Origin of the sequence: Sinosporangium album (assembly GCF_900100605.1) — a bacterium.
Classification (GTDB): Bacteria; Actinomycetota; Actinomycetes; order Streptosporangiales; family Streptosporangiaceae; genus Sinosporangium; species Sinosporangium album.
Map to the genome: position 1 here is coordinate 88,652 of NZ_FNCN01000009.1, position 21,415 is coordinate 110,066.

Here is a 21,415-nt window from a genome sequence, read left to right on the forward strand (position 1 = left end):
AGGCTCGGACGCATGAACGATCGCCGATTGCTGCTCGTGCACGCCCACCCCGACGACGAGTCGATCGGGACCGGGGCCACCATGGCGCACTACGCGGCGCAGGGCGCGCATGTCACGCTCGTCACGTGCACCCTCGGCGAGGAAGGCGAGGTGATCCCCGAGGACCTGCGCCACCTGGCCGCCGACCGGGACGACACCCTCGGCGACCACCGCATCGACGAGCTGGCCAAGGCGTGCGAGGCCCTCGGGGTGACCGACCACCGCTTCCTCGGCGGCCCCGGGCGGTGGCGCGACTCCGGCATGATGGGCGTCGCCGCCAACGAGCACCCCCGGGCGTTCTGGCAGGCCGACCTCGACGAAGCCGCCGGCGAACTGGTCAAGGTCATCCGCGAGGTGAGACCCCAGGTGCTCGTCACCTACGACGAGAACGGTTTCTACGGCCACCCCGACCACATCCAGGCATACCGCGTGTCCTGGCGCGCCTTCGAACTCGCCGCCGACCCCGCGTACGGCGAGGGCACCCCCTGGCGCATCTCCAAGTTCTACTTCACCGCCATAGCCACATCGGTCATGCGCCGCGCCGACGAGGCACTCCGCGAGGCGGGCACCTCCTTCTTCCCCAACGAGATCGACGACCTGCCCTTCGGCTCCGCCGACGCCGACATCACCACCGAGATCGACGCCCGCGCCCACGTGCGCGCCAAACTCGGCGCCATGCGCGCCCACGCCACCCAGATCAGCGTCGACGCTCCGTGGTTCGCCCTGTCCAACAACATCGGCCAAGAAGCGCTCGGCGTCGAGCACTACATCCTCAAGGCCGGCGTGCCCGGCCGCTCCGCCGCAGGAGCCCCACTCGAAGCGGGCGGTATCGGCTCCCCCAGGGAGAACGACCTGTTCGCGGGCATCAACTAGCCTCGATGCACATGAGCGAAACTCCCCTGGCCCCCGCCCACGAGACAGGTCCGGAGCCGGAGCCCAGGGGGCCGAAGATCCCGGCCGCCGCCACCGCCGCGGCGCTCTACGCCGTGCTCTTCGTGCTGGGCCTCGTCCTCGGCGCCATCGGGGCATTCGAACACACCTGGTATCTCGGCCGCGACATCCCGATCGCCGCGATCGTCTCCCTGATGCTGCTCTTCGCCGTCGTCCACGGCCTCGGCCGCCTCGCCCGAAGCAGGCTGGCCGCGGCGGTGACGGCCCTGGCCTGGGGGCTCGTCTCCACGGCCCTGCTCGCCCAGCGGCCCGCCGGAGACCTCGTCTTCACGGACGACACGGCGAGCCAGATCTACGTTTACGGTGGCTTCGCCGTACTGCTGGCCGCCGTGGTCCTCGTGCCGGCCGCGCCGGGTGCCTCCGGCTCATGGCTGCTGCGTTCCCCAATCCCCGGGTCCAAGTAGGCGGTGACCGTGCGAAGCCCTGACCAGTTCCAGCCGTCCACCTGGTCGCACGACCAGCCCATGGAGTGGATGCTGTGGCCGCCGCCCACGGTGACCAGCGCGCTCGTCGAGCAGCAACTCGCCCAGGACGCCTACCGGCGCATCGTCGGGCGCTTCGCCACCGGCATCACCGTCATCACCACGCACTATGACGGCATCGATCACGCGATGACCGTCAACTCCTTCGCGTCGGTGTCCTTGGACCCGCTCCTCACGCTCTTCTGCGCCGACCGGCGCTCGCGCTTCCACGACACCGTCCTCGCCGCAGGCGTGTGGGGCGTGTCCGTGCTCGGTGACACCATGGAGGACGCCTCCCGGGCGTTCGCCCGCAGCGGGCGCGACCTCGAAGGCCAGCTCGACGGCTTCCCCCACCACCGCGGCGCCCTCGGCGTGGCCCTCCTCGACGGGGCCATCGCCACCCTCGAATGCCGCACCACGGCCGTCCACGACGGCGGCGACCACTCCATCGTCATCGGCGCCGTCGTCGCCATGGAGGCCCCGTCCGATGCCTCGCCGCTGCTCTACCACGAGGGCCGCTACCGGCGCCTGTGAGGGATTTGTACGGCCGTGAGGGTTTGTACGGCTGTCGCCAGGCTCTGGGGGATCTCAGGCGGTCCGCCCGTCCCGGAGCGGTGTGCTCCGGGACGAGCGGGTCGCGTGGTCACTGCCCGCCTTGAGCGGGCTGGCCTTCCTGGGTGTAGGGGTTCTGGGCGCCCGAGGCCGCCGAGTTGGTGGTCGTCCCGTTCCAGCCGTCTCGAAGGTCCGCCTTCCATCCTCCGTGGTGGGAGCAGTGGCCCTGCTGGCCGCCGGACTTGCTGAGCTTTCCGTCCTGGCAGACGACCACGTAGCCGTCGCCTTCGTCGTAGGCAGGGATGCACTCAAACACGGTGCACAACTGTGCCGGCGGGTTCGCGACGGTGTTGCCGTAGTTGCAGTAGTGGTAGCCCCAGACGTTGTCCGGGGCGCCGCAGCGCTGGGGGTTGGGGGTGGCGGTCGCCGTCGGGTTGGCCGTCACGGTGGCGGTCACCGTGGCCGTGACCGTGACGGTCGGGGCGGGCTGCGGGGTGACCGTGACGGTGGGGGTGGCGGTCACCGTGGCGGTCACGGTGGGCGTGGCCTTGACAGTCGTCGTTACGGTCGGGAGCGGGAGCACGGAGACGACCGGCTTGCCGCTCTTGCGGTAGGAACCCTTGCCCAGCAGGGGCGTCGTGGTGCCCGTCTTCCCGCTGGCGACGATGAGGTCCCGCGACTCGGTACGGCAGGAGCTTGCTCGGCACACGCGCTGCCGAACGTTGAACTTCGCGCTGGACCGCGTCTGCACCTTGACCTGCAGGTAGGAGTACCCGCTCTTCTTGACGATCTTGGTCGTGGCGGTATAGGCGGGGGCCGCCGTCGCTGTCGCGGCGGGGGAGGGGGTGGGCGTCTGAAGGCGCAGGTCGGTCGCCCGCGCGGGTTCGGTCACGGCGGCCGCCGCCGCGCTGAGCGAGGCGGTCTCCATTAAGGAGGACGGCTCGGACGGGGTCTGGCTAAGGACAAATCCTCCGACAGCTCCGAGCGCGCTTAAACACACCAGGGCCGCCACAATGACTGATCTCATGAGCGGGGGGATGCCAATCATCATCGGGGGCGTCTATGGGTTTGGTTGTCGGGTAATTATCTCGGCATCAGAGACATGGTCAACTAATCCCGGAAATTTCGGCATCTTGGAGCGGTCGATCGCGGCGGAACCGGCGGAGGGAACGGTTGGCTGACCGCGTGAGCGGGGATCGGGCGGGCGGAAGCCGTACCGGCAGTGACCGTTTTCGGAGGGAGGTCGGGCCGACGTGGAAACGTGGCCGAAGATGCGCAGGGTGTTGAACTACGTGAATCTGAGCACTCCGCTCGGGCTTGCCGTCAGCGTGGTGGGAGGGGCTCGCCGCCTCCCCGGCCCCGACGGGCTGGTGCTCGCCGTCGGCTATCGCTTCCCGTTTCCCATCGCGGGCGCGTTCACCGTCGGCAACGTCGTGCTGACCAAGCACGACACGGCGTATCTCGCCCAAGGCAACCTGCTCAAGCATGAGGCCAGGCACGCCACCCAGTGGGCGGCGTGCCTCGGACTGCCCATGCTCCCGCTGTACGTGCTGTCGCTCGGGGTGTCGTATGCCGTGTGCGGTGACCTGGCGTCGTGGAACCCTTTTGAGCGCCTTGCCGTGCTGGAGGATGGCTTCTACCAGCGCAGGTCACCGCGATGGGCGAGGAAGAGCGACTCGGCCGCCGATTCCTGAGCCAGGCGTCATGGGGTGAGGGTCAGCGTGTGCACCGCGGCCTTCTCGATCGACTCCTGGCGGCCCAGCATGGGGGTGGTGTCGCCCCGCGCCCACAGGGCGGCCTGGTCCCAGTAGTTGTCGTGGAAGGCGTGCCCGGACGCCCCGGTGAGGTTGATCCAGCGGGAACGGTCGGGGTCGGCCAGGTCGACGACCATGCGCATCGACGGCACCGACGTCACCTGGTAGCCGTCCTGCACGTCCCAGCCGATCGCGTTGACCGCGTCGTCGTTGCCCGGGGCCGGGATCGGGCCGCGGTTGAAGATCGACTCGATGAGGCCGATGCCCGACGTGCCGAAGCTCTCATGGGCGAGGGTGAGCGTGTGGAGGTCGCCCCAGCGCCACTTCTTGGGCTTGTCGCCCTGGAGCTCGGACAGCTCGTCGTAGGCGAGGGCCATGCTGCGGCGCAGGATGTCCTCCTTACCTTCGACGATCTTTGTGTCCTTGTCGTCCCAGAAGGGGTCGTCCGGGCGGGTCAGCAGCGTGCGGACGACCTCGAACCAGCGGTCGCCGCCTCCCGGCCGTGCCCTCTCCGGCAGATCGTCGTTGAAGGTCTCGATGAGCAGATGCCGCCACACGGCGTTGAAGTATGCGGCGGGGGCCGAATCGGCGTCCTGCGAGTAGTCCCAGGTGCGCAGGAGCTCCCGGGCGTCCCGGCTCGGCCCGGCCAGAGGCACCTTCATGAGCTCGGGCTTCAGCACCGGGCCGAGCCCGTTGCCCGTGTCCTGGTGGATGCGGCTCATCGCCGCCACGTCGAGCCTGCCCGTCTTGATCGCACCGTTGAGGCGGTCGAGGATGCGCTGGGAGCGGTAGCCGTACGACCAGTCGTAGGTCAGCACCGGCCCGTATCGCGCGGGGTCGATGACGGCGTTGTTGGCGGTGACGATGTAGCCCTCGGGCGGATTGAGCACGCTGGGGAGCTCGGCGAAAGGGATGGAACCAGTCCACTCGTATTCACCGGTCCACCCCGGCGCCGGCCATTTGCCGTCGCCCTTCGCACGGATCGGGATGATGCCGGGAGCCTGATAGCCGATGTTGCCGTCGACGTCCGCGTAGATCAGGTTCTGGGAGGGGACGGCGAACAGCGCCGCCGCGCTGCGGAACTCGGCCCAGTCCTTGGCCGCGTTCAACGCGAAGATCGCATCCGCCGTCGCGCTCGGTTGCAGCGCCGTCCACCGCAGCGACACCGCCTCGGCCGTCTCGCCCGCGGCCTTGGCCGCTCCCGGCAGGGCGCCCCCGATGCCCTTGTGCACGTCGGACATGATCGGGCCGTTCCCCGTCTCGCGCACGGTGAGCCTGACCGGCGCGCCGCCCGCGATCTTGATCTCCTCCACCCGGGTCGTCAACGGCTTCCACGTGTCCTGGTAGAGGTAGGCGTTGTCCTTCACCTTCTCCAGGAACAGGTCCGCGACGTCCGGCCCGAGGTTGGTGAACCCCCAGGCGATCCGGTCATTCCTTCCGATCATCACCCCCGGGACGCCGGCGAACGTGAAGCCCGTGACGTCGAAGGGGCACTCCCGCGACTCCGTGCGGCAGTGCAGCCCGGTTTGATACCACACCGAGGGCATCGACGCGCTGAGATGCGGGTCGTTCGCGAGCAGCGGCTTGCCCGACGCCGTGTGCCGCCCGCCCACCACCCACGAGTTGGAGCCGATCCCGTCGCCACGGCCCGCGCCGATCAGCGAGGGCACCGTCCGCAGCGCGTCCGCAGCGCGCGCCAGCGCGCCGCCCACGGCGGAGCCGGCCCCACGCAGAGAGGCGCGCACCTCGCGCGCGCTCCGCGATTTGCGGTTGTCACGCGCCGGGTTCTTGTCCACGGGGTCGGCGGCGTCCTGGTCGAACCCGCCGTCGTCCAGGGCCCCCTGAGTGACGATGGGGTCGTGCCGGTCGAACGGATAATCGGGCCAGAGCTGCCCCACCCGCTCGGCCGGCAGCTTCGCCGCCGCCAGCGCCCGGCCGATCTCGTCTTCCACATTCGACCGCAGGTCCCACGCCATCGCCTTCAACCAGGCGAGCGAATCCACCGCCGTCCACGGCGCGGGCTCATAGCCGGAATTGATAACACCCAACACCACATATTCGAGGCCGCGCAGCGACGCCCCGTCGTTGTCGGCGAGCCAGGCGTTGACGCCTTTGGCGTATGCGTCGAGATATCGCCGGGTCACCTCATCGAGCAGCGGCAACTCCTGCTCGGCGACCCGGCGCCAGCCCATCGTCCGAATGACCTTGTCCTCGGTCAGCGTGGCACTTCCGAACAACTCCGACAGTCGGCCCGCGGTGGCGTGCCGACGGAAATCCATCTCCCAGAACCGGTCCTGCGCATGCACATATCCCTGCGCCATGAACAGATCGTCGGCCGTATCCGCATAGATATGAGGAATGCCCGTCCCGTCGCGGTAGACCGTCACCTCACTGGACAGGCCCTTCACCGCCAGTGCCCCCTCCACCTGCGGAAAAGACCGCTGCACCGCCCACACGGCCACGCCTCCGAAAAGCAGCCCCAGCACGACCAGCACGCTGACCGCTCGCGCCACCCATCGCACGCGGCGCGGCATCCATCCGAACGGCTTGAGCTTCAACGTGACCTCCCCTGTGGCGTGCCCGCTCAAGTTTGGCAGTCCCCGGCCACCAAGCAACTCGGTCGCGTCACGCGATTCCAGGGCGCAAGGTGTGCATCTTCGGCCCCGTGGCCTGCGACTCCGTGAGTTGAACCCCAGCCCCCACGCGGGATTCGGCAGAATCCCCCACATGAACTTCGCGACGGCAGACCTCATCGACGAGCACGGCGACGCCCTGTCAAGCTGCGTAACCCAATTCCGCTCGTACGGCACACGCAATCGTTTCTTCGGTCAAATCATGACCATTCACTGCCTCGAAGACAATGCCCTCATCAAACGGACATTGGCCACACCCGGGAACGCCCGCGTCCTCGTCGTCGACGGCGGCGGCTCCCTCCGCACCGCCCTCATGGGCGACGTCATCGCCTCCTCCGCCGTGTCCAACAACTGGGCCGGCGTCGTCATCAACGGCGCCATCCGCGACACCGTCACCCTCGACACCCTCGACCTCGGTATCAAGGCCCTCGGCTCCAACCCCCGCAAAAGCACGCAAACCGGAGCGGGCACCCTTGACACCCCCGTCACCTTCGGCGACGTCACCTTCACCCCCGGCGCCTGGCTCTACAGCGACGAAGACGGCATCGTCGTCAGCGCCGCCCCCCTCTGACCCCACCGCGCCGACCTGCTGTAAGTCTGAAGATGTTTCGACAGGTCGTTCGAGGCGTGGTGTGTGAGGTGCGGGATCACCCAATAATAGATGCCGATCTTCCGAAGGCCTGCCGGGCATTAGCGTGATGATACGGGTTGCGGGCGGCCGAAATGGCGATATTTCGATGACGGGCGGGATATATTTATTAATGGGCGGATTATGCCCTGATGTTCTATTGGCTGTTTTAGATTTTCCGCCATGTTATGATCCGGTCCTCGTTGGATTTCCACGTGGAGAATCACATGAACACTCCGTGGCGAGCCGATCCACTGGCCTCCCTCACTCGACGGCTCTGCAATCCGCCTGACAGCGGTGAAGGCGATGAGTGTCCAGACATTTGGGAACTCGACAACGGAGACATCGCTGTTGTCGGCCAGGACCTCACCGGCACTTATATCGGGAGCCGCCGCCCCGGTGAATTGAAAATAGCCCAAGACGAGCGCCTGGTCGTCATCCCGCGCTCGACCTTCCTCTCCGCGAAGGCGGCCATCGCCGATGCCTGATCTCCCCTCTGACTCCGCAGGTGAACGCCTTGAGCGCCCCGACTACAGGGCGGAGTTCCGGCAGCGCCTCTGGGCCCTTCACGATGACGAGTTCTGGAAGTTCGAGCGGCGGCAGTCCTTCATCGAACCGGGGGTCCCGAGCTGGGAGGCGTTCGCCGCCGGCGACTGGCAGGCATCCCTCGACCTCATCGCCGACAGGCGGACGGAACTCAAGGACTATTTCCAACGTGCCGCCGAGCAGGGCCTGACCATGCACAGACTTCGGGTGGTCGAGCCTCCCCTGACGCCCTACCTGCAATGGGAACTGCACCTGCTCAACGTTCGCGCGGAACACGGCGAACGGATTCGGGTGGTCAGCCCCGACCTCGTCCGTCGACATGAGTCCGAAGACAGCCTGGTCGAGGTCGTGGTTCTCGGCGCCTCGACGATGTACCGCATCGTTTACACAGACGATGGACTGGGCGACGGGGCCGTCCGGTTCACCGACTCATCCGCCGTCATGCGATGCCGGGAATCCATCAAAGCCTTGTTCGACCAGGGTGAGGACCTGCGGAGCTACTTCGCTCGCGAGGTGGCCCACCTTCCTCCCCCCGCAATTCATCTATGACCTTCCGAGCGGCCTAGGACCGGACGTGCCTGACAAAAGTCGAGAGCCCGAGCCGGATCCTATGTACAAGGGCACCCACACACATCTGTCGGGCAATGCCGGCGATGTTGTCCAGGCCGGGAACGTGCATGGCGGGGTGCACTTTCACGGTGCGGCCACCGCGCCTGGGCAGACACCGCGAGAGTTGCCTGGTGATGTGCGGAGCTTTGTGAACCGGGAAGATGAGATCGCCCGGCTCGACAGAGCGATGAACGACGGAGACGGCCAATCGTCGGGTGTTGTCGTGGCGGTCATCGCCGGGACGGCCGGCGTGGGCAAGACATCCCTCGCGCTCCACTGGTCGCACCGTGTCCAAGACCGGTTTCCCGATGGGCAGCTCTACGTTAATCTGCGAGGTTACGACCCCGGGCCTCCCTTGGAGGCGTCGCAGGTTCTCGAACGTTTCCTGCGGGCCTTGGGCGTCAAGCCCGCCGCCATCCCTGATGATCTCGAAGCCCGATCCGCGCTTTACCGGTCGTTGCTGGCCAGGCGCCGGATGCTCGTGGTCTTGGACAACGCAGTGACCGTAGGACAGGTTCGTCCGCTGCTACCCGGCACAGCGACCTGCATGGTGCTGGTGACGAGCCGCAGTAGGTTGTCCGGGCTGGTGGCGCGTGACGGTGCGGACCGTTTGACACTCGGAATCCTGTCCGAGTCGGACGCCGTCGACCTACTCCGCCGGGTGACCACCGCGCATCGCAGCGGCGACGCCCCCGAGAAGCTCGCCGAACTCTCCGGGCTGTGTGCGGGACTGCCGCTCGCGCTACGAATAGCTGCCGAACGGGCTGTGAGCCGCCCATGGATGCCTCTCAGCGAACTGATCGCCGAACTTCGCGATGAGTCCGGTCTCTGGGAGGCGCTGACCATCGTGGACGGAGAGGAGGGCGACGCCGTACGCGCGGTCTTCGCCTGGTCCTACCGCGCGCTGCCCGAAGGGGCGGCTCACCTGTTTCGCTTGCTCGGCTCGCATCCCGGGGCTGATTTCGGTGCCCAGGTCGCCGCCGCGATGGCAAGGAGGCCGCTGAACCAGGTGCGCTCTCTGCTCGATCTGCTGGTCGGGGCACATTTACTGGAACAGAACAGATCCGGCCGCTACCAATTTCATGATCTGTTGCGAGCGTATGCGACAGGACAAGGAGAGAGTGAAGAGCTCCCGGAGAACCTGCTGGACGCTGAACAGCGGATGTTCGCGTGGTATCTCCATGGAGCCGCTGCCGCTCAGCACCGCATTACACCTCAAGCTCGTCCTGTTCCACTGGCTCCTCCTCCCGGCGATCTGAACGTGCCGCTCTTTCGCGACTATGGTGAGGCTATAGCGTGGTATGAAGCGGAGCGGAGAAATCTCGTCGATGTGACGAGGATGGCTGTGGACACAGGATCTCCAGAGACGGCCTGGTGCCTTTCCGCGATTCTCAAGGCCATTTACGCACGCCTGAATGACTTCCATGACTGGTTTGAGACGGGGCAGCGGGGCCTTGAGGCGGCTCGCGCTCTTGGCGATCGTTTCGGCGAAGCCGAGAACCTCGACGGCCTGGCGATGGCGTATACCCAGTTCCAGCGCCCGGAGCGGGCGGCCGAGTTTCACAGGGGCGCCCTTGGGATCCGGCGCGAGATCGGCGACCGGTACGGCGAGGCCATGTCGCTGAACGGGCTTGGCCTCATCGGTCTGCGGGATCACCGCCTGCGACTGGCTCGATCGCACTTCGAGCAGAGCGTGGCTATTTTCCGGGACCTCGGTGAGGCACGGAGGGAGGCGCTGGTCTCGGGGAATCTCGGGCAGGTGTATGCCGAGCTTGGAGAGTACGCGAAAGCGGAGACCCTGCTCGACATGGCCCTTGAGGCGCACCGGTCATACGGCGACGCCGGGAGCGAGGGCAATGTCCTGCGGGTGCTCTCCATGACCTTGCGCGAAAGCGGACGCGCCTCCGGCGCGCTGCCGTTGGTCGAGGCCGCGGTCGCGATAGCCCAGTCGCATGGCAACCGGATGTGGGAAGGCTACTGGCTCATCGAACTCGGCGACGTCCAGCAGTCGTTGGAGCGGTTCTCCGACGCGCTCGTCTCGTATCAGCATGCCGCTGTGATCCAGCGCACCATCGGCGACCGCACCAGGGAGGCACGCGCGTGGAACGGGGCAGGCCAGGCGTATCGCCATCTTGAGCGGTTCTCCGATGCGGCCGACTTCCATCGCCGCGCAGCCTCAGTGCACCGTGAACTTGGCAACCGCTGGTTCCTCGCCGTAGCGCTGGACGACCTTGCCGCCGCCTTGGCCGCCGACGGGGCTCTGGAGGAGGCGCGGCGGCACTGGCGCGAAGCGCTGGACGCCTACGCCGAGTTCGACGACCCGCGGTCGACCACGCGGCAGGAAGCCCTCAGCACGCTCCTGTCCGCCCCGTGAGGGACCTAGAGGCCGAAGGCTCTGATGGCTTCGGCCAGGTTGGGTTTGGGGTGGTAGACGAACTTTTTGCCGAGGCGGCGCTTCTCCAGGAAGCCGAACTTCTCCAGTTGGACGAGATCCTGCCGTGCGGTTTCCGCGGAAATCCGGTGGGAGGTCTGGTGTGACTGGACCGAGTATCTTGCGGCGGGGTTTTTAAGCGCGTTGCCGAGCAGGGCGAACTGGCGGTGGTTGAAGTGGCCGGAGTCGTTGTGCAGGATGCCGGTGAGCTCGCGCACTTCGGCGACCTTTCTGGCAAGGTAGGCGTTGAGTTCGTCGATCGCCCGGCGCAGCACTTTCAAATGGAACAGGATGAAGTACGTGAGGTCGTTGTCATCTGTCTCGGTGTGGAGGAAGGCTCGTCCGTATTTCGCGGGAGCCTTTTTGATGACGCGGGAGATTGAAATGAACTCCGTCAGCCAGTATCCCTGGTTCAGCATCGACCAGTAGAAGAGAAGGCGCGCGGTCCTCCCGTTGCCGTCCTCGAAGGGATGCTCGTAGCCGAGCATGAAGTGGATGATGATCGCCCTGATCACGCCCGGTAGGTAGGTGGTGGTGTCCCTGGAGTTGGCGAACGCGCAGAGCCGTTCGATGCGTTCGGGGATCAGGTCGGCGGGCGGTGGCTGGTAGAGCAGGTGACCTGTGGTGTCGTAGACGCCGACGCGGTTGTCGTGCGCCGACTGGAATCGTCCGGCGCTTTCCGGGGTGTCCAGGGTGCCTTCGGTGGCGATCCGCTGGATGTGGCAGATGATCTCCGGCGTGAGGGGCTCGTCGCGGATCTTGCTGACGAACTCCATCGCGTGGAAATTGTTGAGGATCATGCGCTCGCTCTTGTCGCGGGGTTCGCGCCCCGAGCGGATCATCTCTTGAGCGACGCGTTTATCGGTCCTGGCTCCCTCCAGTTGGCTGGAGGTGATCGACTCTTCGATCAACGAGTTGACGAGGTATCGGTCACGCACAGCCGGGTTCGCCACGTCTTCGCCGAGGCTGATCATGCCGGCGGTGTGGGTGCTCACGAATTCGTTGTCGCGCAACACCTCGTCGGGCAGCGAGTAGGCGAACGGTGTTCCCTCCGGGCTGGTCAAAGGGATCCGGCGGTTCGTCGACAGCCTGGTCGCTTTGATCACCGCCCACCATTCCTCCCGCGTCAGGCCCGGGGGAGGTGTGCGGTAGCGGGTGTCGTCCCAGTGGTGGTACGGCTGGGGCCCGCCTGCGAGCGCACCTGCGAGGGCGTCGGCGATGCGCGGGTCGACGAGGCGGCCCAGGACCGTGGCGGTGGGCGGTGGCTGCTCTGGCGTTCGCATGTGCCCTCGGATCAATGGTGTGGGCGGGACAGCGGTGGGCTGCTCCCAGTTTGCTCCCAGGTTCTCCCAGTTCTGGGAGTTGGGTCTCGGGGTCAGTAAAACACGAGGTCAGGGGCCCTGTCCTGGGCTGCTCCCAGTTTGCTCCCAGGTTCTCCCAGTTCTGGGAGTTGGGGGATTGGGAGTTGGGGGCGGGTGGTCAGGGGGCTGGGAGGAGGTGGCGGTCACCCCAGGTGATGAGGGGTTGGAGGGAGGCGACGAGCTCTTCGCCGCGCTGGGAGGGCTGGTAGAGGACCTGCACCGGAGTGCTGGGTACGATGTGCCGTTCGACCAGGCCGAGGCTTTCGAGCTCTTTGAGCCGCTGGGAGAGCATCCGGTCGGAGATGCCGGTGATGAGGCGGCGGTATTCGCTGAAGCGGCGGGCGCCTCGGGTGCCGGCGACGAGGATGGCGCCGGCCCAGCGGCGGCCGATGATGTCCAGGACGTGCTGGACGACGTTGCACTCGCGGGTGCTGATCTCGTGGGGAGCGCTGTCGGGAGCGCTGTCGGGGGCGCTGCCGGAGGCGCTGTCGGGGACGGTGGCGGGCGCGACATGCGCGGCAAAGGAAGTCACTTATGAAAGGTAAGTAACTAATCTGGCATTTGGCAAGCGGTCTCGCGACCTCCAACACTTGTCGTGACCAAATGTCGGAAACGATGGGAAATCCTTGATGACCAGCCCGTTCACCCCGGTGAAGCTCGGAGAGATCAAGCTCGCCAACCGTCTTGCCATGGCTCCCATGACGCGGAGCCGGGCCGGCGTGGGTGAGATCGCGACGCCGATGATGGCTGAGTACTACCGCCAGCGCGCCTCCGCCGGCCTGATCGTGTCAGAGGGCATCCAGCCGAGTGCGGTGGCCCAGGGGTACGTGAACACGCCGGGACTCCACACGCGGGAGCAGGTGGAGAGCTGGCGGCAGGTGACCGAGGCCGTGCACACGGAGGGTGGGGTGATCTTCGCTCAGCTCATGCACGCGGGCCGGGTGGGCCACCCCGATGTGCGGGGCGGGCTGCTGCCGGAGGCGCCGTCGGCCGTGGCGGCACCGGGGCAGTCGTTCACGGCGTCGGGCCTGAAGGACAACCCGGTGCCGAACGTGATGAGCGAGGAGGACATCGAGGGCGCGCTCCGGGATCTGGCGCGGGCGGCGCGCAACGCGATCGAGGCCGGCTTCGACGGGGTCGAACTGCACGGTGCGAACGGCTACCTCCCCCAGCAGTTCCTGTGCGCTCGGGCGAACCTCCGCACGGACCGGTGGGGCGGCCCCTCGACCGCCAACCGGATCAGGTTCGCCGTGGAGGCCGTGCGGGCCATCGCCGGCGCTGTCGGCCCGGAGCGTACGGCGCTGCGTGTGTCTCCCGGTTCCACGATCCTGGGCATCGAGGAGGACAATCCCGAGGAGCTGTACCTCGCGTTGTTCGCCGAGCTGGCCGGCGACGGCCTGGCGTTCATGGACGTCGCGGAGAAGGTGGGGATGCGCCCGATCACGGAGAGGCTGCGCGAGGCGTGGTCGGGGACGCTGGTGCTGAACCCGCACCGGGACGAGACGCCGCTGCCGCCGCACGAGGCGGTGCGCGACGCGCTGGAGTCGGTCGGCGCCGACGTGGTGGCGCTGGGCGCGGCGTGGCTGGCCAACCCCGACCTGGCGGATCGCGTTTCGACGGCGGGGCCGTACAACGCTCCCGACAGGGCGACGTTCTACGGCGGTGACCACCGGGGCTACATCGACTACCCGCATTCAACGTAGCCTGCGCCGAGCGGGCCACGTTGAATGCGGCTCGCCTGCGCGTCGGGCGTGGCGTGCCGGGAGGGGTGGGTCACACCCCGAGGAAGCCGAGGATGTCGCGGTCGCCGCGTTCGCGGAGCCTGGCGATGATGTCGTCGCGGGGCGCGCTTTCTGGGAGGCCGATGCGGGCGCCGATGAGGCGGTAGCCTTCGGCCTCGGATGCGACGGGGGCGGTGTATCCAATGAGGTGGAGCGCCCGGTTGACGGGGGGCATGGCGGGCGCGGCGACCGGAAGGTAGCGGGTGAGCAGTTCGCCGCCGTCGGAGACGGTGAGGAAGACGTGGTCGCCTTCGGAGGCGTTGACCTCCGAGAGGATGTTTCGGATCGAGCCCATGGTGGGCTGGTTGTGCCAGCTGATGACGACGTCGCCGGAGGCGGCGGAGGCGGTGAGCTGGCCGCCTGGCGCCATGCCGAGGTAGGCGGCGAAGCCGGTGGGCAGGGGGGAGCCGGAGCCGCGCAGGTGTTCGGCGTTGACGTCGACGCGGTGCCACCAGCGGCCGTCGCGGCTGCGGAAGCAGCGCCGGGTCTCGGAGACGTCCTTGCGGGGCTGGTAGGCGCCGTTGCCGTCGGAGCCGGCGACGCGCACCCAGCCGCGCTGGGTGCGTTCGAAGCCGGGGCCGCCCGCGTAGGCGCGTACGGAGCTCTCGCTGACGTCGTAGCGGGAGGTCAGGTTGGCGACGATGGTGGACACCGACGCCTCGCCGCCGGCCCGCTCGATCTCCCGGACGATCATCTCGCGGATGCCGAGGTAGCCTTCGCCGCCCCAGCGTGCCAGGCCGTATTTGTTGCGGTCGACCCGCAGGAAGCGTTCGTCGGAGGTGAGCTGGTTGCGGATGCCGACGAGGCTGTAGTCCTCGCCGATGCGCTCCTGGATCTCCTCGGGGGTGAGGGCGCTGCCGGCGACGGCGAGCACCGCCTCGGCCTTCTCGTTGACGCTCCGCGGCCAGGCGACCACGTGGTCTTCCAGGACGCGGAGGTTGGGGACGGCGGCGATCCAGCGCTCGGCGACGTCTTCCCGCACGCCGAGCTGGGCGACCATGCCGATGGCCTCGGCGAGCGACCGGGGCCCGTCGGTGAAGAGCTGCCGGGTCTTCTCCCTGAGCTCGTCGGCGCCTCCGGTGACGAGCCACCCTTCCACCTGTTCGTATCCGGTGAGCAGAGTGCGCACGAAACGCCAGGCGGGGATGGTCAGCGTGGTGAGCTCGGTGCGGTGCCAGGGGACGGCCGCCGCGAGGTCGTCGGCCGGTACGGCGGAGCCGAGTCTGCTGCGCAGCCACGACACGTGGGCGACGAGCGGGGCCGCGTCGGGCCCGGTGAGCCATTCGTCGACGTGGTCGCGCAGGTCGCGCTCGATCTGGCGGATGCGTTCGCGGGTGACGGAGAATCTCTGCGCTAGCTCGTCGAGGGTGGCCCGCTGAGAGGCGTAGAGGCGGTCCCTGGCGATGGCCCGCTGCCTGTCGTCGAGCCCGGTGAAGACCTCGTCGATGACCTCGGGCAGGGGCCGTTCGGGCCGGGAGGGCGGCAGGGGGACGGCGACGCGTTCCTCCGCGGGCACGAGCAGCCGTTCGATCACACCGTGGAACAGCTTGTGCACCGTGTCTCTGCCGAGGCCGTCGGCGGTGCGGGTGCTCTCCACCGGGTCGGTGAACCTGAGAAGTGGGAGGACGTCCCCCAGTATCAGGTGGCCGAAGGACGCGAGGGTGAGGTCGGCGAGCCGCGCGGCCACGTCGGATGCGCCGATGGTGGCGCAGGCGCGGTCGAGCGGGATCGCCTGCCACCACGCCTCGGGGAGGCGTGGATCGTTGGCGATGGGCGCTATCTGGCCGGGGGATGTCCAGCGCAGGGGCGGCGCGATGTCGCTCAGACTCAGGTTCATTGGGGTCCAACCGGCAAAAGGGAAGATATCCGCAGTTCAGACTATGTGATCAGGGTGGCAGGAACGGGCTTGCCCTACCGGAGTAGGACACATAAAGCAGTTCGCGGGCACGCGTACACGCCACGTAAAGAAGGCCCCTCTCGCGCTGTAAGTCGTGCGCTCGAGCGGTGGGATCTTCGCCCGCCGGGGTGAGGGCGTCCGGCGCCGGGACGATGCCGTCCGCCACACCGATCACCGCCACCCGTTGGAATTCCAGCCCCTTCATACCGTGCAGGGTCGTCACCCTAACCGCGAGCCCCGCCGTACGCAGTGCCGTACGCGCGTCCCGCACCGATTCGGCGGTTCGCGCGGCCACGGCGATCTCGCCGGGTTCGACGCCGTCCTGCAGCCATGACCGCACGTGGGCGACAAGGCCGGTGAGCTCGGATTCGAAGGAATCGTAGGCCCGGACCGTGGGGCGGGCACCCGGCCGCGTCGCGCGATAGCCGTACATTTCCTGCACGCCCTCGACCAACCCGTCCGCCGGGCCGCCGCCGCGCAGCCGTACGCCAAAGGTCAGGATCTCCTGCGGCAACCGGTACGACACGTGCAGTCGGCGCGGCACCGCGCTGATCCCGACATCGCTCAACGTGACCCGCGTGTCGAAGATGCGCTGATGGGGGTCGCCCACGATGAAGAGGTCGTTCGGCGCCCGCGGCACGGCCGCCCGCAGCAGCCGCCACTGCGCCGGGTGCAGGTCCTGCGCCTCGTCCACCACGATGTGCCGGTACGGCTCCCGCCCCGGCCCGCTGTCATCGAGCAGGTCGCCCGTCGAGCGGCTGAGCAGGGCCGACGCCTCGGCGGCGAGTTGCAGCAGGGTCCGCCTGCCGGTCTCGCGCAGCGTGGTGACGACGTGCTGGATGGTGCGCCACACGGCCTCGCGCTCACGGGCGTCGAGGGGGATGCTTCGCCCGCTTCGCGGGGAGTTGAGGTATTCGTCGAGCGTCTGAAGGTTCTGAGCGAGGATGACCTGCTCCCACTCCCGCAGCAGGAAAGCCGCGCCGTGCGTCGTGCCCGACACCTCGGTGGCCTCCCGCCACAGCTCCGCCAGCTCGGCGTTGCCCGCCAACGTCGGCTGGCGGCCCTCCGCCTCGGCGACCACCCGGTGGGCCAGCCGGTCGACGTTGCCCACCTCGACCCGCTTGCGTGCGACCTCGTCCTCGATCAGCGTGTCGAGCCGGGCGGCCAGATCGCCGCTGAGCCGCTGGGAGAACGACATGAGCAGGACGGTCCCGCCGCCCTGCCTGGCCAGGTGGGCGGCCCGGTGGAGCGCTACCAGAGTCTTGCCGGTGCCCGCACCACCAATGACCAGTACCGGTCTGTCGTAGCGGTCGGTGCGCGCCAGGCGGTGCTGCTGTGGATACAGGAACGTGCACCAGTCCGGGCGCGTCAGGATCCGCTCCAGCTCCCAGGCGTCGGGGGCGAACACGGCCCGGTCGGGGCTGCGCCGCAGTGCCGCGTACAGGTCTCCGGCGTCGATGGGGCCGGGCACGACAGCGGCCGTACGGCACGTCGCCAGCTCGCGCCACGCGTCGGCCAGCGTGCCGCCGTTCGCCAGCGCCGCGAGCGGGAGATACTGCGTGCGCGGGATCAGCGGCTCCAGCGCGTCGAGGGCCATCTCGCTGGCGACCAGCCGTACAAGCGGCAGGAAACGGGCCTCGATCCCCACCGACAGCAGATCGGCGTCGCACACGTGGGAGAGAAGCCGCGACTCCGTCGAGTCGGCCGAACGGCGCAGCGCCGGCTCGATCCGCTCCAAAGCCTCGGCGTCCCACACCTCCACGACACCGATCTCCAGGTTCACCCCGATCCGCAGCCGCTGCGCGTACGCCCACGCCTCGGCCTCCGGAAGCACGGTGAGCAGCCAGTAGACATCGCCCTGCCGCGCCACCACACCCCGGTGGCGGTCGGCCAGGCGCAGCGTCGCCATACGCTCGTCCCTGGCGCCCCGCACGCGCTCGGCGTGCGGGGCCGAGGTCACCGACTGGAGGAACCGCCGCACCGCGACCACGACGTCGCGGCGGACGGAACCGGCCAAGGATTCCAGCTCCTTGGGGAACTCCGGGGCGATGGCTAAGCGTGGCACGCCGGGACCCCGCTCAGCCGAGCAGGGACAGCAGGTCGCGGTCCCCGCGTTCGCGCAGACGGGTCAGGAGATCGGGCACCGTCACCGGCCCCGACATGCCGATCCTGGTCGCGATGACCCTCGCGGCCTGCTCGATCGTGCCTCCCGGAGCCGTATACCCCACAAGGCGCAGCGCCTTGGTCAATGGATCCACTCCCGGCCCCGCGGCCGACAGGTGTCTGGCTCGCAGCACGCCCTCCTCCGACAGCGTCAGGAACAGGTATCCGCCCTCCTTAGCCCCCACATCGGCCAGAAGGGGAAGCACCGACTCGATCACCGGGCCCGTGCTCCAGCTCAACGTGACGTCCCCGGCCGCGCTCCGCACCGTACGGCGCTCGCCCGGAACAAGCCCGAGATACGCCGCGAAACCACTCGGCAACGTGCATTCAGCGTTCTTCAGGTGGGCATCCGTCACATCCACGCGAAGCCACCACCGCCCGTCGGGTTGCCGGAAGCAGCGGCGGGTCGCTGACACGTCCTTCAACGCCCGCAGCGGGCTCACCGGCTGCTGCGGCGGCGCCTCGACCTCGGCCGGGGCCGCCTCGCTCAGCGGCGGCGCCGCAGCGGCGGGCTCCTCCGGAGCCGCGGCGGCACCCTGCGCCGGAGGCGTGATCCGAAGCTGCGGCACGCTCTCCAGCCACTCCTTGGCCAGATCCGGATGCACCCCGAGCGACACCACCAGCTCAAGCGCCTTGCTCACCGTCGGCGGCTGCTCCGAACCGATGATCAGCTCCCGGGTCTTCTCCTGCAGCTCCGCCAGGTCGCCGTCCACCACCCAGCCATCGACCAGCCGGTAGCCCGGCAGCGTCGCCAAGACGAACTGCCACGCCGACACCTCCAGCGAGACCAGGTCCCGGCCATGCCAGTCCGCGGCCTCCACCAGCCGCGCCTTCGGCGCGGCCTTCCCGAGCAGCCTCACCATCTCGGCCGCGTGGGCGCGGTACGGCGTCGCCGCATCGCTCACCAGCCACTTCTTCAGCCGGACCTTCAGGTCCGCCTCAAGCTCCTCGATCTCGGCCGCCGACACCGCGAACAGCTTCGCCAGCTCATCCGACGACGACGGCACATCCGTGAACACCCGGTTCTGCGCCACCGCCCAGCTCTTGTCGTCCAGTTGAGCGAACGCCGCCTCCACCAGCGCGTACAGGTCGACCTGCAGGCCGCCCTGCTCGCCGGTCGTCGAGAACCCGTCCTGCCGCCTCGGAGTCGGCGTGAACGCCTGGAACGGCGTGGGCTCCTCGCCCGGCTCCCCGCCGGCGACACCCTCCGCCCGAGCCTCGTACGCCGCCTTCGCCGCATGAACCGGCGAAACGCCCTTCACCCGCTTCGGCAGCGCGCCGGGCTTCGGGAACCCACCCGGCTCCCCAGGAGAAGGTACGGCTCCCGCCGCCGCGCCCCCGGGGCCCTGCCCGCCCGGCACACCGGGCGCGGGGACCTCGGCCGACCCGGCAGGCGGTACGGCGGACGCGCCCGCCTGTTCGGCCGCTCCGCCCGGCGTGTCCGCACGGTCGTCCGCATCGGCGGGCGCCTCGGGTGCCTCCCCGTCCGCCTCGCGGCCTTCAGGGCCGGGCTCCGCCTCGCCGTCCGCCGCAGCGGACCGCTCCCGCGCAGCGCCTTCCCCCGCGTCCTCTGCAGGGGCCGCCGCCTCCGCGGAACCCGCCTCGCCTTGAGGCGACCGGTCCACGGCGTCCTTGCCCGCCTCGGCCTCGGCCCCGGCTTGCGCCGTACCGGCCGGGCCCTCAGGTGCGTCGGACACCCCCTGCTCGGCGGCGTCGGCCACCGCTTCCGCCGCGCGGGGAGGCACCTGGGACGCGTCGGCCTCAGGCCGGCCATCGCCTACTCCGGCTTGAGCGGCTTGAGCGGCTTGCGCGGGGCCGGAGGGCGCCTGGCCTTGGTCGGCATCGGCCGCGGCCTGCGCCGGGGCGTCGGCCGCTTGGCCCTTCTTCGGCCCGCCTTGAGGGCTGGCCGCGGCTTGCGCCGAGGACTTGCCGGCCGTGGCTTGCGGGGGGCTGGACGGTGCCTGGCCCTGGTCGGCTTCGGCTGGGTGTGCGGTGCCGGCTGCGGCTTGCGCCAGAGCGTCGGCCGCTTGGCCCTTCTTCGGCCCGCCTTGGGGGTTGGCCGTGGCTTGTGCCGTGCCGGAGGGCGCCTGGCCCTGCTTGGCTTCGGCTGGGTGTGCGGTGTCGGCCGTGGCTTGCGCCGGGGCGTCGGCCGCTTGGCCCTTGGTGGTCTTGGGCCCGGTCTCGGGGTTGGCTGCGGCTTGCGCCCGGCTCTTGTCGGCCGTGGCTTGCGCCGTGCCGGAAGGTGCCTGGCCTTGGTCGGCGTTGGCCGGGTGTGCGGCGTTGGCCGGGTGTGCGGCGTCGGCCGCTTGGCCCTTGGTGGTCTTGGGCCCGGTCTCGGGGTCGGTTGCGGCTTGCGCCCGGCTCTTGTCGGCCTTGGTCGGGTGTGCGTCGGCTGGGGCTTGGGCCGGGGCGTCGGCCGCTTGGCCCTTGGTGGCCTTGGGGCCGCCTTGGGGGCTGGCCGCGGCTTGGGCCTGGCTCTTGTCGGCCGCGGCTTGCGCGGGAGCACTGGCCGTCTGGCCCTTGGCGGTCTTGGGGTCGGCTGCGGCTTGCGCCGGGCTCTTGCCGGCCGTGGCTTGCGCGGGGCCTTCGGGGTTGGCCGTGGCTTGCGCCGGGTCGGCGGTTGCCTGGGGTGCGTGGCCCTTGTGGTCGGCCGCCTTCGCCTCGGCCGGCTTGGCCGCCTGCGGTGCGGCGGCCACCTGTCCGTCGGACTTCGCCCCGGCGGCCCGCTGCCCCTTGTCGTTGCCCTTCGCGAGCTCGGCGTTCTTAGCGTCCTTGGTGTCCTTGGACGTCTGCGGGTCGGCGGCCGATGCCCGGTCGGCCTCCGGCCGACGTCCGGGCGTGTCGGTCTTGGCCTGCGGCTGCGCCGAGGCCGACGCCTTGGCGGAAGCCGTCCCGTCGGTCTTCGACCCCTTGGCCTTGGCTCCCGAGGGGTGGGGAGCCTCGTCGCCGCCTGAAGCGGTCCCCGGGGCGGGGCGTTCGGCGGGGGGGCCCGGCACCTGTCCATTGCCGGAGGGGGCGGTCTGCCGCGGCACGTTCGCGGCCGGGGCCTCGGCCACGAGGGTTTCGGGAGCGCGACCGGACACGGCCGAGGTGGTTCGGGGGGCCGCGCCGGCTTCGGCCGTACGGCCGGCCGCGTGTGGCGTCAGCCGTAAGAAGACCTCGGTGAAGAGGGCGTTCAGCACGGGTCTCGCCTGGACGAACGGCTGGTCGAGCAGCTCGCGCCCGGTGAGGGCGAGCAGGCCCGGCCAGGACCCGGCGCGGTCGAGGGCGATCGCGACCTGGGGGCTGTCGATGTCGTCGGGGTCGAGGACGTGCAGTGCGGGCAGGACGTCGCCGACGGAGGCGGCGGGCCATTGGCCGAGGGCGGCCTCGGTCAGGAGCTCCCCGAGGGCGCCGGCGTCGACGGCGGCGAGCACGTGGGGGAGCGGGAGGCTGCGCCACCAGGCCGGTGGTAGGTCTGGCCGGTCTCTGAGCCGGGGGATGGCCGCTGCGTCGCTCCAACGCAGCGGGGGTACGAGGTCACTGAGGCTGAAGTTCATCTCTCTGTTCCCTCTCCGGCTGACTCACCGTTCACCAGCCCTTCGCGTCTCGCGGCCCAAGCCTCGCCAT

16 protein-coding genes are annotated in these 21,415 nt (G+C 69.2%); 9 read left to right on the top strand and 7 right to left on the bottom strand.

What is annotated here, in order from left to right:
* The first annotated feature begins 12 nt into the window (after window positions 1-12).
* Genes mshB through BLQ73_RS11605 form a run of 3 tightly spaced genes read left to right on the top strand, consistent with a single transcriptional unit; the run spans window position 13 to window position 1,985 of the window.
* Entirely contained in the window at window positions 13-912 is a 900-nt protein-coding gene (mshB, locus tag BLQ73_RS11595; RefSeq protein ID WP_093170409.1) for an N-acetyl-1-D-myo-inositol-2-amino-2-deoxy-alpha-D-glucopyranoside deacetylase, read from the top strand.
* 11 nt (window positions 913-923) lie between these two features.
* The gene (locus tag BLQ73_RS11600) at window positions 924-1,394 is read left to right on the top strand and encodes a DUF6113 family protein (protein ID WP_143020215.1); all 471 of its coding nucleotides are present in this window, start codon (window positions 924-926) and stop codon (window positions 1,392-1,394) included.
* Between the two features lie 9 nt (window positions 1,395-1,403).
* Complete coding sequence (locus tag BLQ73_RS11605) at window positions 1,404-1,985, top strand: flavin reductase family protein (protein WP_245691007.1); 582 nt, start codon at window positions 1,404-1,406, stop codon at window positions 1,983-1,985.
* Window positions 1,986-2,094: 109 nt separating this feature from the next.
* Here BLQ73_RS11605 and BLQ73_RS32250 read toward each other — a convergent pair whose 3' ends face one another.
* Window positions 2,095-2,931, bottom strand: coding sequence for a hypothetical protein (locus BLQ73_RS32250; RefSeq protein WP_093170411.1), 837 nt, complete (start codon window positions 2,929-2,931; stop codon window positions 2,095-2,097).
* A 325-nt stretch (window positions 2,932-3,256) separates the two neighbouring features.
* Here BLQ73_RS32250 and BLQ73_RS11615 point away from each other — a divergent pair, with 325 nt between their 5' ends.
* The gene (locus BLQ73_RS11615) at window positions 3,257-3,697 is read left to right on the top strand and encodes a hypothetical protein (RefSeq protein ID WP_218125785.1); all 441 of its coding nucleotides are present in this window, start codon (window positions 3,257-3,259) and stop codon (window positions 3,695-3,697) included.
* Between the two features lie 8 nt (window positions 3,698-3,705).
* Here BLQ73_RS11615 and BLQ73_RS11620 read toward each other — a convergent pair whose 3' ends face one another.
* A complete protein-coding gene (locus BLQ73_RS11620; RefSeq protein ID WP_420820006.1) occupies window positions 3,706-6,315 on the bottom strand; it encodes a penicillin acylase family protein in 2,610 nt (869 codons plus the stop codon).
* Window positions 6,316-6,484: 169 nt separating this feature from the next.
* On the opposite strand from BLQ73_RS11620, the gene rraA reads away from it, so the two are divergent.
* The 4 genes from rraA to BLQ73_RS11640 all read left to right on the top strand — a co-directional run bounded on the left by rraA (window position 6,485) and on the right by BLQ73_RS11640 (window position 10,547).
* A complete protein-coding gene (gene rraA / locus BLQ73_RS11625) occupies window positions 6,485-6,961 on the top strand; it encodes a ribonuclease E activity regulator RraA (RefSeq protein WP_093170412.1) in 477 nt (158 codons plus the stop codon).
* Window positions 6,962-7,245: 284 nt separating this feature from the next.
* Window positions 7,246-7,506 (top strand): hypothetical protein, encoded by a 261-nt coding sequence (locus BLQ73_RS11630; protein WP_093170549.1) that lies wholly within the window; start codon window positions 7,246-7,248, stop codon window positions 7,504-7,506.
* Window positions 7,499-8,113: a DUF6879 family protein gene (locus tag BLQ73_RS11635; RefSeq protein ID WP_093170413.1), complete on the top strand. Its 615-nt coding sequence runs from the start codon at window positions 7,499-7,501 to the stop codon at window positions 8,111-8,113. The genes BLQ73_RS11630 and BLQ73_RS11635 overlap by 8 nt, the downstream gene beginning before the upstream one ends.
* A 61-nt stretch (window positions 8,114-8,174) precedes the next feature.
* Entirely contained in the window at window positions 8,175-10,547 is a 2,373-nt protein-coding gene (locus tag BLQ73_RS11640) for an ATP-binding protein (protein ID WP_093170414.1), read from the top strand.
* A gap of 5 nt (window positions 10,548-10,552) precedes the next feature.
* On the opposite strand, the gene BLQ73_RS11645 is transcribed toward BLQ73_RS11640, so the two are convergent.
* Window positions 10,553-11,887, bottom strand: a complete 1,335-nt coding sequence (locus BLQ73_RS11645; protein ID WP_093170415.1) for a Fic family protein — start codon at window positions 11,885-11,887, stop codon at window positions 10,553-10,555.
* A gap of 196 nt (window positions 11,888-12,083) precedes the next feature.
* Window positions 12,084-12,497, bottom strand: a complete 414-nt coding sequence (locus BLQ73_RS11650) for a winged helix-turn-helix transcriptional regulator (RefSeq protein ID WP_218125787.1) — start codon at window positions 12,495-12,497, stop codon at window positions 12,084-12,086.
* A gap of 97 nt (window positions 12,498-12,594) precedes the next feature.
* On the opposite strand from BLQ73_RS11650, the gene BLQ73_RS11655 reads away from it, so the two are divergent.
* On the top strand, window positions 12,595-13,668 hold the full coding sequence (locus tag BLQ73_RS11655) for an alkene reductase (protein WP_093170416.1): 1,074 nt from the start codon (window positions 12,595-12,597) through the stop codon (window positions 13,666-13,668).
* A gap of 70 nt (window positions 13,669-13,738) precedes the next feature.
* Here the strand turns inward: BLQ73_RS11655 and BLQ73_RS11660 are convergent, their stop codons facing one another.
* The 3 genes from BLQ73_RS11660 to BLQ73_RS11670 are packed head-to-tail and all read right to left on the bottom strand — an operon-like array spanning window position 13,739 to window position 21,345.
* Complete coding sequence (locus tag BLQ73_RS11660; RefSeq protein WP_093170417.1) at window positions 13,739-15,583, bottom strand: sigma factor-like helix-turn-helix DNA-binding protein; 1,845 nt, start codon at window positions 15,581-15,583, stop codon at window positions 13,739-13,741.
* 49 nt (window positions 15,584-15,632) lie between these two features.
* A complete protein-coding gene (locus tag BLQ73_RS11665; protein ID WP_093170418.1) occupies window positions 15,633-17,708 on the bottom strand; it encodes a UvrD-helicase domain-containing protein in 2,076 nt (691 codons plus the stop codon).
* A gap of 13 nt (window positions 17,709-17,721) precedes the next feature.
* Window positions 17,722-21,345 (bottom strand): hypothetical protein, encoded by a 3,624-nt coding sequence (locus tag BLQ73_RS11670; RefSeq protein ID WP_093170419.1) that lies wholly within the window; start codon window positions 21,343-21,345, stop codon window positions 17,722-17,724.
* Between the last annotated feature and the right edge of the window lie 70 nt (window positions 21,346-21,415).